The organism is Lysinibacillus sphaericus (assembly GCF_001629735.1).
GTDB lineage: Bacteria > Bacillota > Bacilli > Bacillales_A > Planococcaceae > Lysinibacillus > Lysinibacillus pinottii.
The window spans coordinates 4337881-4352051 of record NZ_CP015224.1; the positions used below are offsets into that span (position 1 = coordinate 4337881).

Annotated in this window: 12 protein-coding genes; 11 read left to right on the top strand and 1 reads right to left on the bottom strand. The window is 39.1% G+C overall.

What is annotated here, in order from left to right:
- The first annotated feature begins 49 nt into the window (after positions 1-49).
- From A2J09_RS21245 to A2J09_RS21270, 7 genes are all read left to right on the top strand, one after another.
- Complete coding sequence (locus A2J09_RS21245) at positions 50-1186, top strand: acyl-CoA dehydrogenase (RefSeq protein ID WP_012292728.1); 1137 nt, start codon at positions 50-52, stop codon at positions 1184-1186.
- Positions 1187-1340: 154 nt separating this feature from the next.
- Positions 1341-2477 (top strand): acyl-CoA dehydrogenase, encoded by a 1137-nt coding sequence (locus A2J09_RS21250; RefSeq protein WP_012292729.1) that lies wholly within the window; start codon positions 1341-1343, stop codon positions 2475-2477.
- 3 nt (positions 2478-2480) lie between these two features.
- Positions 2481-3113 carry a TetR/AcrR family transcriptional regulator gene (locus tag A2J09_RS21255; RefSeq protein WP_012292730.1) on the top strand — a complete coding sequence of 211 codons (633 nt, stop codon included), beginning with the start codon at positions 2481-2483 and terminating at the stop codon, positions 3111-3113.
- Positions 3114-3205: 92 nt separating this feature from the next.
- The gene (icmF, locus tag A2J09_RS21260; protein WP_012292731.1) at positions 3206-6454 is read left to right on the top strand and encodes a fused isobutyryl-CoA mutase/GTPase IcmF; all 3249 of its coding nucleotides are present in this window, start codon (positions 3206-3208) and stop codon (positions 6452-6454) included.
- Between the two features lie 146 nt (positions 6455-6600).
- Positions 6601-6759 (top strand): hypothetical protein, encoded by a 159-nt coding sequence (locus A2J09_RS24010; RefSeq protein WP_012292732.1) that lies wholly within the window; start codon positions 6601-6603, stop codon positions 6757-6759.
- 152 nt (positions 6760-6911) lie between these two features.
- Positions 6912-7457: a DNA-directed RNA polymerase subunit delta gene (rpoE, locus tag A2J09_RS21265; protein ID WP_031418485.1), complete on the top strand. Its 546-nt coding sequence runs from the start codon at positions 6912-6914 to the stop codon at positions 7455-7457.
- Positions 7458-7899: 442 nt separating this feature from the next.
- On the top strand, positions 7900-9492 hold the full coding sequence (locus tag A2J09_RS21270; RefSeq protein WP_012292734.1) for a CTP synthase: 1593 nt from the start codon (positions 7900-7902) through the stop codon (positions 9490-9492).
- Between the two features lie 50 nt (positions 9493-9542).
- On the opposite strand, the gene A2J09_RS21275 is transcribed toward A2J09_RS21270, so the two are convergent.
- Positions 9543-10073 carry a DUF2529 family protein gene (locus A2J09_RS21275; protein ID WP_031418486.1) on the bottom strand — a complete coding sequence of 177 codons (531 nt, stop codon included), beginning with the start codon at positions 10071-10073 and terminating at the stop codon, positions 9543-9545.
- Between the two features lie 155 nt (positions 10074-10228).
- Here A2J09_RS21275 and A2J09_RS21280 point away from each other — a divergent pair, with 155 nt between their 5' ends.
- From A2J09_RS21280 to A2J09_RS21295, 4 genes are all read left to right on the top strand, one after another.
- The gene (locus tag A2J09_RS21280) at positions 10229-10588 is read left to right on the top strand and encodes a response regulator (protein WP_012292736.1); all 360 of its coding nucleotides are present in this window, start codon (positions 10229-10231) and stop codon (positions 10586-10588) included.
- A gap of 524 nt (positions 10589-11112) precedes the next feature.
- Positions 11113-11967: a class II fructose-bisphosphate aldolase gene (locus A2J09_RS21285; RefSeq protein WP_012292737.1), complete on the top strand. Its 855-nt coding sequence runs from the start codon at positions 11113-11115 to the stop codon at positions 11965-11967.
- Positions 11968-12117: 150 nt separating this feature from the next.
- Positions 12118-12768 carry a fructose-6-phosphate aldolase gene (gene fsa / locus A2J09_RS21290; protein WP_012292738.1) on the top strand — a complete coding sequence of 217 codons (651 nt, stop codon included), beginning with the start codon at positions 12118-12120 and terminating at the stop codon, positions 12766-12768.
- A gap of 63 nt (positions 12769-12831) precedes the next feature.
- Positions 12832-14118, top strand: a complete 1287-nt coding sequence (locus A2J09_RS21295) for a UDP-N-acetylglucosamine 1-carboxyvinyltransferase (protein WP_031418489.1) — start codon at positions 12832-12834, stop codon at positions 14116-14118.
- The last annotated feature ends 53 nt before the right edge of the window (positions 14119-14171 follow it).

A 14171-nucleotide genomic window follows, 5' to 3' on the forward strand; every position in this document is an offset into this window, starting at 1 on the left:
ATGGGGTTATCGAATTGCTACAGGACAACTTAGAGGGGTGACATAATAGATGCATTTGCAATTTACAGATGAGCAAATTATGATGCGCGATATGGTTCGTAATTTTGCTCAAGAAAAAATTCAACCATGGGTAGAGCGAATGGAAGCTGGGGAGTTTCCACGTGAGTTACTTCAGCAAATGGGTGAGCTTGGTTTAATGGGTATCACAACGCCAGAAGAGCTTGGAGGCTCTGGCATGGATTTTACGTCGTATATTATTGCGATTCATGAATTATCAAAGGTAAGCGCTGTAATGGGCGTTATTTTATCGGTGCATACCTCAGTTGGAACAAATCCAATCATTTACTTTGGGAATGAGGAGCAAAAGAAACGCTATGTACCTAAACTTGCAGCAGGGGAATATTTAGGTGCTTTTTGTTTAACAGAACCAGGTGCTGGTTCGGATGCAGGCTCTCTTCAATCAAAAGCAGTACGTGATGGTGATGAATATGTCATTAATGGCTCCAAAGTATTTATTACTAATGGTGGGGAGGCTGATGTGTATATTGTATTCGCATCAACGAATCCTACAGAAAAAACAAGAGGCATTTCTGCTTTTATTGTGGAAAAGGGAACACCAGGCTTAATTATTGGAAAAGACGAACATAAAATGGGCTTGCATGGCTCTCGTACAGTTCAACTAACCTTTGATAATTGCCGAATCCCTGCCGACAACCTCTTAGGGGAAGAGGGAGAAGGCTTCAAAATAGCGATGGCTAATTTAGATGTGGGCCGCATTGGTATTGCGGCACAGGCTTTAGGGATAGCTGAAGCGGCACTTGAGGCAGCTTCTGCTTATGCTAAAGAACGTGTTCAATTTGGTAAACCAATTGTTGCTCAACAAGGCGTTAGCTTTAAACTTGCCGACATGGCAACAGCTGTTGAATCATCCAAACTACTAGTCTACCGTGCTGCAGATTTACGTGCAAAAGGTTTACCGTGTGGTGCAGAAGCTTCAATGGCGAAACTATTTGCATCACGAACAGCTGTCCAAACGGCGATAGAGGCTGTTCAAGTATTCGGTGGCTATGGTTATACAGAAGATTACCCAGTAGAGCGATATTTCCGCGATGCCAAGGTAACTGAAATATATGAAGGAACAAGTGAAATTCAAAGACTAGTCATTAGTAAACATTTACTGAAATAGAGCCTGGTATAAGGTAATTGTAGCTAATACAAATGAATCAAATGTGCCAAAGAGGATGGGAATCGTTCGATATAGAAAGAGAACCGCTTAATAAAATGCTAAATCTAATTTAACATTATTCAGAGCAGAGTCTAATAAAAAGGGGAAATGGACAATGAACTTTCAGTTAACAGAAGAGCATGAGCAATTACGTGAAATGATTCGAGATTTCGCTATTAATGAAGTGGCTCCAACAGCAGCAGAACGTGATGAAAATGAACAATTTGACCGCGCCATTTTCGATAAAATGGCGGAGCTTGGATTAACAGGTATTCCATGGCCAGAGGAATATGGCGGAGCTGGATTTGATTACCTTGCGTATGTCATTGCTGTTGAAGAATTATCGCGCGTGTGTGCATCAACAGGCGTAACATTATCTGCCCATACATCACTGGCAGGCTGGCCGCTTTATAAGTTCGGTACAGAAGAACAGAAACAAAAGTATCTTCGTCCAATGGCTGAAGGAAAGCATATTGGTGCCTACGGTTTAACAGAACCAGGATCAGGTTCTGATGCGGGTGGTATGAAAACTTACGCAAAGCGTGATGGCGATGATTATATTTTAAACGGCTCAAAAATCTTCATTACCAATGGTGGAGTAGCAGATACATATATTGTATTTGCAGTAACAGATCCTGAAGCCAAAAACGGTACATCAGCATTTATTGTTGAAGCTGGTTTTGAAGGCTTTTCGGTAGGTAAGAAGGAGAAGAAATTAGGGATTCGTTCATCTCCTACGACAGAAATTATTTTCGACAACTGTCGTGTGCCGAAAGAAAATTTACTAGGAGCTGAAGGGGAAGGCTTTAAGATTGCGATGACGACACTGGATGGTGGACGTAATGGAATTGCGGCTCAAGCTGTAGGAATTGCACAAGGAGCACTTGATGCAGCAGTTGACTATGCAAAAGAACGTGTCCAATTTGGTAAACCAATCACGGCAAATCAAGGTGTGTCCTTTAAGCTAGCGGATATGGCAACTCAAATTGAGGCATCTCGACTTCTTACATACCAAGCGGCTTGGTTAGAATCTAATAACCTACCATATGGTAAGGCATCTGCAATGGCGAAATTAATGGCTGGCGATACGGCGATGAGTGTAACAACGGAGGCGGTTCAAGTATTTGGTGGTTATGGTTATACAAAAGATTATCCAGTAGAACGCTTTATGCGTGATGCAAAAATCACACAAATTTATGAAGGTACGCAAGAGATTCAACGACTAGTTATCTCGCGTATGTTAACTAAATAATTGATGACCGAAAAAGATAAAAGGCCCCAAGTACAGTCAACTGTAAAAGATGAAAATTTAATCGCCATTCGTCGTGAGCAAATGATTCAGGGAGCTATTAAGTTATTCAAAGAAAAAGGCTTCCATCGGGCCACAACGAGAGAAATCGCAAAAGCTGCAGGCTTTAGTATCGGTACCTTATATGAGTACATTCGAACAAAAGAGGATGTTCTTTACCTTGTATGTGATAGTATCTATCATCATGCAATGGAACGACTTTCAAGTTACGAGATTAAAGCAGGAACAATCGAAGAGCTGAAGGAAATGATCCGAGAATACTTCCTTCAAATCGATAGCATGGTTGATGAGCTCACAATCATGTATCAAGAAACAAAATCATTATCAAAAGAAGCGCAACGTTATGTCTTTAGTAAAGAGTTTGAAATGGTTGCTACTTTTGAAAGATTGCTAAAGCGCTGTGTACAGTCTGGTGACATATCAATGACAGACAAGCAGATTCATTTAGCAGCCAATAATTTAGTGGTGTCTGGACAAAGTTGGGCATTCCGCAAATGGGCATTACATCGCCAACATTCAATTGATGAGTTTATCGACATGCAAATCACATTGTTCATTTCAGGCATAAAGGGGTTTTAATATTTCGTTAGGGGGTTGTCGGTAATTGCATAAAGCGACATTGCAATTGCCGGCTTTTTTTATTCATTAAGGGGAGAGAGTGGGGATTTCATATGACAAAGGTAGAAGTATATCGTCCAAAAAATCACGTACGTTTTGTGACAGCATCGAGTCTTTTTGATGGACATGATGCTTCGGTCAATATTATGCGACGCATTTTGCAATCGAGCGGTGTAGAAGTAATCCATTTAGGTCATAACCGATCAGTTGAAGAAGTCGTAAATGCTGCGATACAAGAGGATGCGCAAGGTATTGCTATTTCTTCTTATCAAGGCGGGCATATGGAATACTTTAAATATATGTATGATTTACTGCGTGAAAAAGGGGCACCACATATAAAAATATATGGCGGTGGGGGTGGAGTAATTCTACCGCGTGAAATAAAAGAGCTTCATTCTTACGGCATTGCAGGAATTTTCTCGCCAGAGGATGGCCGTGTTTTAGGGCTTCAAGGAATGATTAATGAGCAAATTAAAGGAACAGATTTTCCTACTGCAACTGGTAGCTATTTAGAAAAATTAGAGTCTTTAACAACAGAGACTCCAGAAATTTTAGCTAATTTAATTACAGCTGCCGAGTCAAATGACGATGAAGACACGAAAAAAATGCTGGAGGAAGCACGGAAGCGTTCAAAAGGAACACCTGTTATGGGAATCACCGGAACAGGGGGAGCAGGTAAATCTTCATTAACGGATGAACTAATCCGCCGCTTCTTAAAAGAATTCCCGGAAAAACGTGTGGCAATTTTGTCCGTCGATCCAACAAAGCAAAAAACGGGTGGGGCATTACTTGGAGATCGTATTCGTATGAATGCCATCTTTAATAACCGTGTCTATATGCGTAGCTTAGCCACACGAGGCTCTCGTACGGAATTAACCGCATCCATTGGGGACGTAATAGATGTAGTACGTGTAGCAGGTTATGATTTAATTATCGTTGAAACAAGTGGTATTGGTCAGGGTGATGCCGAGATTACAAAATATACCGATTTATCGATGTATGTGATGACTAGTGAGTTCGGTGCACCAACACAGCTTGAGAAGATTGATATGATTGATTTTGCAGATGTTATTGCTATTAATAAATTCGAGCGTAAAGGTTCAGAGGACGCACTACGCCAAGTACAAAAACAATATCAGCGTTCGCGAGAACTTTGGGATGAATCACTTGATAATATGCCAGTTTACGGTACAATTGCTAGCCAATTTAATGATAAAGGAACAAATGCATTATTTGCCGCGCTAGTGCAAATCATTAACCAAAAAGTGGGTAGCGATTGGGAAACGAGCTATGAGCAATTTGCTAAAACACAAAAGCAAGATGTAATTATTCCAAATGATCGTCGTTATTATTTACGAGAGCTTACTGATACAGTGCGTGGCTATCATAAAAAAACAGAGCAGCAGGTAGCATTTGCTCGTCGTCTATTCCAATTAGAGGGGGCTATCGCTGCTGTTAAGGAAAAAGCACCGGATGATGCACTTATCACATCGCTTAATTCTTTAGCAGAAGGTGTCCGAGACGAATTAACGGCTGAATCCAAGCGTATATTAGACAATTGGCAAGCTTTAAAGGATGCGTATGCTGGGGATGAATTTGTGACGAAAGTTCGTGATAAAGAGATTCGCACAATATTGAAGACAACAAGTCTTTCAGGTACGAAAATTCCAAAGGTTGTATTACCAAAATTTGAAGACTACGGTGAAATTTTGCGCTGGGTTTATAAAGAAAATGTGCCTGGTGAATTTCCCTATACGGCCGGTGTTTTCCAATTCAAACGCGAGGGAGAAGATCCGAAGCGCCAATTTGCTGGTGAAGGGACACCAGAGCGTACAAATAAACGCTTCCACTATTTATCGAAGGACGATGACGCGAAACGTTTATCTACAGCATTTGATTCCGTAACATTGTACGGGGAGGACCCGGATTATCGACCAGATATTTATGGTAAAGTTGGAGAATCGGGTGTATCAATCTGTACGTTAGAGGATATGAAAAAACTGTATGCAGGCTTTGATTTATGTGCACCATCTACATCTGTATCTATGACAATCAATGGTCCAGCACCTATCATTTTGGCTATGTTCATGAATACAGCGATTGATCAGCAAATAAAATTACGTGAGCAAGAGTTAGGGCGTACTTTGACAGTTGAAGAATTTACAGAGACACGTGAAAAAACACTACAGGTCGTTCGTGGAACAGTGCAAGCAGACATCCTGAAAGAAGATCAAGGTCAAAATACATGTATTTTTTCTACAGAATTTGCCTTACGTATGATGGGGGATATTCAGCAATACTTTATTGACCATAAGGTTCGCAACTACTACTCCGTTTCGATTTCTGGTTATCATATTGCGGAGGCGGGAGCAAATCCTATTTCTCAATTAGCCTTTACTTTAGCGAATGGTTTCACGTATGTAGAATATTATTTAAGCCGAGGCATGAATATTAATGACTTCGCGCCTAACTTATCGTTCTTCTTCTCCAATGGACTTGATCCGGAATATACAGTTATCGGACGTGTAGCTCGTCGAATTTGGGCGATTGTGATGCGTGATAAATATGGTGCAAATGAGCGTGCCCAAAAGCTAAAATATCACATTCAAACTTCAGGTCGTAGTCTACATGCGCAGGAGATTGATTTTAATGATATTCGTACAACATTACAGGCTTTGATGGCCTTACAGGATAACTGTAACTCCCTGCATACAAATGCCTATGATGAGGCGATTACAACACCTACTGAGGAATCTGTACGTCGTGCAATGGCTATTCAAATGATTATTACGAAAGAGCATGGTTTAGCGAAAAACGAAAATCCACTTCAAGGTGCATTTATTGTGGAAGAGCTGACAGATCTTGTAGAGGAGGCTGTCCTCGAAGAATTTGATCGCATCAATGATCGTGGTGGCGTGTTAGGAGCCATGGAGACGCAATATCAGCGAGGGAAAATCCAAGAGGAGTCCATGCATTATGAAATGTTAAAACATTCAGGGGAGTTACCGATTATCGGGGTTAATACTTACTTGAACCCAAACCCAGCTTCTGATGCTGATATTGATAATATGGAAATTGCTCGTGCATCGACGGAAGAGAAGGAAACACAAATTCACAATTTACAAGCTTTCTGGAAGGCCAATGAAGCTAAAAGCGAGGCGGCCATTAAACGATTACAAGACGTAGCTGTTCATAATGGAAATATCTTTGCGGAATTAATGGAAACTGTCAAAGTAGCTAGCTTGGGACAAATTACGAAAGCTTTATATGAAGTTGGTGGACAATATCGTCGTAATATGTAGACAGAGATAAACAATTTTACACGTTTACAAATACTTTTTTAATGTATAAGCTTCTCTAGTTTTTTAGTGTCTAGTCTTAGGATTAGGCACTTCTTTTTTTTTTCGCTATAATAGAAATGTAAAAAAAAGGGGAGGCGCGGTAGAGGATGAAATCAGCTATTCACTACATAATTGTATTAGCTTTAGTATTGGGAGCCATTTTCCTGTATAATAAGCAAATTGGCGCTATTCCTTTACTACTATTATCTGTCTATTTGTTTTATCTTGGCATTAAAAAAATGCGTAATATAAAAAACAGTAATTGAAGCTAGCAAAGGGGCTAAAACTTTGTATATAATGGGTATTATGCTTATTGTATGGAAAGTACCTTTTGCGTGGCCATTTTGCTGCGCTTGGAAAATAAAGCACCATGTAATTTTAAAACGTCCATTGTGATGAGGGAAAGGAAGTGCACGAATTGAATTTTCGTGAAATGACAAAGGAACAATTAACAGAAGAGTCGTTAATTAACTTAGCGTATGTAATTTTAAATGAAAAACGTGCCTCAGTAACTTTTAATGATTTGTTAAAAATAATTCAAGAGCTTGTAGGCTACAGTGATGAAGAAATTAAATCCCGCCTACTACAATTTTACACAGATCTTAATGTAGATGGCCGCTTCTTATATAACCAAGAAACAGGCTGGGGCTTACGTGAATGGTTTAAAGTAGAGCAGATTGAGGAAGAAACAGCACCGTCTGTTAAAACTCAAAAGAAAAAATCTAAAGCTTCTGCGGATGAAGATGATGATCTAGAAGAAGATATCGATTTGGATGAAGAAGATATCGACTTCGACGAGGACTATGAAGAATTCGTGGATGAAGAAGAGATAGACGAAGAAGATGAAGATAAAGAAGATATTGATTTTGATGAAGACGAAGATTTAGAAGATATTGAAGAAATCGATGAAGAGTTTATTGATGAAGAAGAAGAGGAGTTCGAAGAAGAAGAGGAAGAAATCTAAAACCTCACTCTTAGAATTTTCTTACTTTTATGCTTGATGTAAAAATTCTTGACTTCTATCACGGTTACGTTTAATCTTTTACTTGGGCTCCTTAAAAAAAAGGAGAAAGACCGTGTATATAATACGCTCCCCCTGCAGACCTTGCAGGAGGAGCGTTTTTTTGTTTTTAACTTTATTCAGACTAGCTCTCCCATACTTTTTGCGCGGATATGAATATAAATGTTTTAAAGTATTCATGATGTATAGTAAACGGTGACTGAATAAATGTTAAAGTTTTAAGGTTTAAAGGAAAGTGGAAAAGAGATAGAAACGATGACAGCTTCGAATCGACTACAAATTTGTAGACATTCTCGGCTTTTCTTTTTTTAGGGTGTTTGACTGTCAGATGTTCTAATCCCTAACAAAACAACTTATCTAGCAATTCTAAAGGAGGAATTTTTTCATGACGAAGTATATTTTTGTAACAGGTGGGGTTGTATCATCACTTGGAAAAGGGATTGTTGCAGCATCTCTAGGCCGTTTATTAAAAAACCGCGGTTTAGAAGTTACGATTCAAAAATTTGACCCATATATTAATATCGATCCAGGTACAATGAGTCCTTATCAACATGGTGAGGTTTTTGTAACAGATGATGGTGCTGAGGCTGACTTAGATTTAGGACATTATGAACGTTTTATTGATATTAACCTAGGAAAGCATTCTACAGTAACTTCAGGTCGTGTGTATCAATCTGTATTACAGAAGGAACGTCGTGGTGATTACAACGGTGGTACTGTACAAGTTATTCCTCACATTACAAATGAAATTAAAGATCGTATCCAACGTGCTGGTCGCGAGACAAATGCAGACGTTGTTATTACAGAAGTAGGTGGAACAGTAGGCGATATTGAATCCTTACCTTTCCTTGAAGCTATCCGTCAAATGAAAACTAATTTAGGTCATAACAATGTAATGTATATCCACTGTACATTGATTCCTTATATTAAAGCAGCTGGTGAACTAAAAACAAAGCCAACTCAGCATTCCGTAAAAGAGTTACGTTCTTTAGGTATTCAACCAAATATTATCGTTGTGCGTACTGAACAAGAGGTTCCACAAGATATGAAAGAGAAATTAGCTTTATTCTGTGATGTTCAACCACATGAAATTATTGAATCACGTGATGCGGAGCATTTATATGAAGTACCATTAAACCTACATGCCCAAGATATTGATGATATCGTTCTTGACCATTTTGGTATTACAGCTCCAGAAGCTGATATGGAAGAATGGCGTGAGCTGGTAGACAAAGTGAAAAACTTACCAAACAAAAGAAAAGTAGCGTTAGTCGGGAAATATGTAGAACTACAGGATGCTTATATTTCAGTGGTAGAAGCATTGAAGCATGCAGGCTATGTTTATAATTCTGATATTGAAATTGACTGGATTAATGCAGAACATGTCAATGCTGATAATGTAGCTGCACTATTAAAAGATGCTGATGCGATTTTAGTACCAGGTGGCTTCGGTGATCGTGGTGTAGAAGGGAAAATTTTAGCAACGCAATTTGCGCGTGAAAATAATGTACCATTCTTAGGTATCTGCTTAGGTATGCAGCTTGCAACAATTGAATATGCACGTAATGTACTAGGCCTAAAAGGTGCTCATTCTACAGAGCTTGATGCAAACACAGAGTACCCAATTATCGACTTCTTACCAGATCAAAATGATAGTGTAGACATTGGCGGAACATTACGTTTAGGATTATACCCATGTAAATTAAAAGACGGATCTAAGGCAAGTGAAGCATATGGCAAAGAGCTTGTTTATGAGCGTCATCGTCATCGTTATGAATTTAACAATGAATATCGTGAAGCAATGGAAGCAGCTGGTCTTGTCTTCTCAGGTACAAGCCCTGATGGTAAGCTAGTTGAAATTATTGAGCTACCAGAGAATAATTTCTTTGTAGCATGTCAATTCCACCCAGAGTTAGTGTCACGACCAAATCGTCCACAACCTCTGTTCCGTGACTTTATCGGCGCAACATTTAAATAAACAAAAAAGAGTTGTCTCGGAATATGAGACAACTCTTTTTAATTGAATTATTACAATTCTTCCTCATCAAAACCAAGCATATCATCATAGGCCATTTTGACAGCCTCATAAACAAAAAGCCCTGCAAGTGCATGTGGTACAACTATCCGTTGACCTAAATCATTTGGCAATAAACCACCCTTTATACGAGTAGAAACATACGTATAGGCTAAGTCCATAAGAGGGTTTTCTGCACTGGCTGGTTCACTTGCAACAGCAGCGAAGGGAATAAATTGTGTATTTAATTTCTGAGCTAAAGCTAGTGCTTCTTCATCGTGTGCACTACGAGTAAAAATGCAAACTCGATCAGCTTCTGTTAAGTTTGTATCAGAAGTCCAAGGCGCTAACTTACTAAATGGTTCCACTGCTTGCAGAGCATTTAATTCCACTGTCTGCATTTCTCCAAAGCAAGCGAAATAGACATTACCTTCGCCAATTGCAGCTTGTGCCAATAGCCTTGCAGTCTCCTCGATAGCATCCTCTTCATTTTGTGTAATTCTTTGTAATAATCCACTTACTTGTGTTGTTAGAATTTTTGACATGATCCCACCTCTACCCATATTATAGGGGTGAAAAAGGTAGAAAGCAAAAGCAGATAATTTATAATACTAGAAGGTATTAAGCTGAAAAAGTAGAATTATACATAATAAAGAATATTTTTGTGTAAGAATAAAATATAAAAAGGGCGGAATGAAATGTGAAACGATTACTAATTGTCGATGATCAGCAGGGAATTCGTTTGCTTTTAAATGAAGTGCTGAAAAAGGAAGGATATGTTACATATTTAGCAGCCAATGGCTTAGAGGCATTAAAGTATGCAGATGAACAAGACATGGATTGCGTATTACTAGATATGAAGATACCCGGAATGGATGGTATCGAAATTTTAAGACGTTTAAAAGAAAAGTTCCCAAAGCTTCCTGTATTTATGATGACAGCGTATGGCGAGCTAGATGTTGTACAAGAAGCTTTAAATCTAGGAGCGATTCGTTACTTTACGAAGCCTTTTGATATTTTTGAAGTACGTGATGAAGTCAACAAAGCGTTACAAGCATAAAGAACAGGCAGTGAGTACACGGCCTGTTTTCTTTATGCTTAAAAAAAGAGGGAGATTTTTTCAGGTTCAAGCGCTGTGGTTTAGTTGCCTACACATTGGTGTACACTGCCGCTTTGTTGGACTGCGCTTTCATGTAGAAAATAATAGCCCTGCTTTTCAGGTTCAAGCGCTGTGGTTTAGTTACCTACACATTGGTGTACACTTCCGCTTTGTTGGACTGCGCTTTCATGTAGAAAATAATAGCCCCTGCTTTTCAGGTTCAAGCGCCGTCGTTACGTTGCACTGCACTTTGTCGACACTGCCGCTACGTTGCACTGCGCTTTCGTGTAGAAAATAATAGCCCCTGCTTTTCAGGTTCAAGCGCCGTCGTTACGTTGCACTGCACTTTGTCGACACTGCCGCTACGTTGCACTACGCTTTCGTGTAGAAAATAATAGCCCCTGCTTTTCAGGGGCTATTATTTTTGCTATGATTGAGGAGCATATTTATGTAGAAAGAATAGTCCTAAGAGGAGGATTTTTAGTATGGCATTAGTATCTATGAAAGAGATGTTAATTAAAGCAAAAGCAGAGGGTTATGCTGTTGGTCAATTCAACATTAACAACCTTGAGTGGACACAAGCAATTTTACAAGCAGCTGAAGAAGAAAAATCTCCAGTGATTCTTGGTGTATCTGAAGGTGCAGGGAAATACATGGGCGGATTTATTTCTGTTGTTCACATGGTAAAGGGTTTAATGGAATCCTACGGTACTACAGTTCCAGTAGCCATTCATCTTGACCATGGTTCTAGCTTTGCAAAATGTAAAGAGGCAATTGATGCAGGCTTTACTTCTGTGATGATTGATGCTTCACACCATCCATTTGAGGAAAATGTGAAAATTACTTCAGAAGTAGTAGAATATGCACATGCTAAAGGCGTTTCTGTAGAAGCGGAATTAGGAACAGTTGGTGGAGATGAAGATGGCGTAATCGGCGGTATTATTTATGCTAACCCTGAAGAATGCCGTAAAATGGTTGAGCTTACAGACATCGACTGCTTAGCGCCAGCACTCGGCTCAGTACATGGTCCTTACAAAGGAGAACCAAATCTAGGCTTCAAGGAAATGGAAGAAATCTCTAAATTGGCAGATCTTCCGTTAGTATTACATGGTGGTACAGGTATTCCAACAAAAGATATCCAACGTTCTATTTCATTAGGTACAGCAAAAATTAACGTTAATACTGAAAATCAAATTGAAGCAACAAAAGCAATCCGTGAGATTCTTGACAATGACAAAGTTGTTTACGATCCTCGTAAATTCCTTGGTCCTGCAAGAGAAGCAATTAAAGCAACGGTTATTGGTAAAATTCGCGAATTTGGTAGTGCACAAAAAGCATAATTTTTGCATTTAATATGTTACAAAAGCATAGATAAATACACATAATAAGAGAAGTGTTGATGCTTTCAATCGACCTTCTCTTGTTTTTGAAATAAAGAAATTTTGGAAAAATATTTAATAATATAAGAAAAATGATCAGGAGGAAATAATATGAAATTTTTTATTGATACAGCAAATTTTGAAGAGATTAAAGAGGCACATGCATGGGGGATTTTATCAGGAGTTACAACAAACCCATCATTAGTGGCTAAAGAAGAAAATGTTTCTTTCCATGATCGTCTTCGTGAAATTGCTGAGCTTGTCGATGGCTCGGTAAGCGGAGAAGTTATTGCATTGGATGCAGAAGGAATGATTAAAGAGGGCTTGGAATTAGCTGCTATTGCTCCTAACATTACAGTGAAACTACCAATGACTCCAGCGGGATTAGAAGCTTGTCGTTTCTTTGCAAACAAAGGAATTAAAACAAACGTAACATTAATTTTTAGTGCAAACCAAGCATTAATGGCTGCGCGTGCAGGTGCTACATATGTATCACCATTTATCGGCCGTTTAGATGACATTGGTCAAAATGGTGTAGAGCTAATTGAAACAATTGCTGACATGTTTACAATTCATAATATTGATACACAAATTATTGCTGCCTCTGTTCGTCACCCTCAGCACGTTACGGCTGCAGCTTTAGCTGGCGCGCATATTTCAACAACTCCATTTAAAGTTTTAAAACAACTTTTCCACCATCCATTAACGGAAAAAGGAATTGAAGGATTTTTAGCGGATTGGAATAAGAGAAAAGGCGAATAATAAGAATATACAGTGAGCCAATTGCAAAAAATACTACTTTCCAATCATGAGGGAGAACGCAAAATGGATGTTTATAAAATTACTGGCGAAAATCGTCTACAAGGTACAATTAAAGTTAGTGGTGCAAAAAATAGTGCAGTCGCCTTAATTCCTGCATCAATTTTGGCGAACTCTCCAGTGACTATTGGAGGGATACCAGAAATTTCAGATGCATGGACGTTAAAGGCTTTATTAGAGGAAATTGGTGGGGAAGTATCGTTTGAGGATGGGAAGATGACAATCGATCCTACAGACATGATTGCATTACCATTACCAAACGGCAATGTTAAAAAGTTACGTGCCTCTTATTATTTAATGGGGGCCATGCTAGGGCGTTTCAAGAAAGCTGTCATTGGTTTACCTGGTGGCTGTTTCTTGGGTCCTCGACCAATTGATCAACATATAAAGGGCTTTGAAGCATTAGGCGCTAAAATTACGAATGAACATGGCGCAATTTATTTACGTGCAGATGAGTTGATTGGGGCTAAAATTTATTTAGATGTCGCAAGTGTCGGTGCAACGATTAACATCATGTTAGCTGCTGTCCTTGCGAAGGGTCGTACCGTTATAGAAAATGCAGCGAAGGAACCTGAAATTATTGATGTAGCAACACTACTAACAAATATGGGGGCCAATATTAAAGGGGCAGGTACAAGTGTCATCCGTATTGAAGGGGTAGAAGAACTACATGGTACAGAGCATACGATTATACCAGATCGCATTGAAGCGGCGACATTTATGATAATGGCCACAGCCGTAGGTGATGGTATTACAATTGATAATGTAATTCCACTGCATTTAGAAGCAATTATCGCGAAGCTTCGTGAAATGGGTGTGAAGATTGAAATTGGTGAAGAAAGTATTTATGTACCAAAAACAGACCTTTCCACTTTGCAAGCTGTTGATGTAAAAACATTGGTGTATCCTGGTTTCCCAACCGATATTCAGCAACCACTTGCTGTGTTAATGTCACAGGCATTCGGTTCCTCAAAAGTAACAGATACTATTTATACAGCTCGATTTAAACATATTGATGAGCTTCGTCGTATGAATGCTGATGCTCGTGTAGAAGGCAATACGGCCATTATTAAAGGGCCAAGTAGACTACACGGCTCAACAGTAACAGCTACAGATCTACGCGCAGGTGCAGCTTTAGTTTTAGCTGGTCTATTAGCTGAAGGCGAAACGGAAGTGCAAGATATCTATCATATCGAACGTGGCTATAGCTCACTTATTGAGAAATTACGTGATTTAGGCGCTGATATTCGACGTGAAACAATCCTGGCACGCGTAGCTGAGACAAAGGAATAATGAGAGCTAAAAGTTTTCACTCAATTATGTTACAATAGAGGTAATTTGAATGT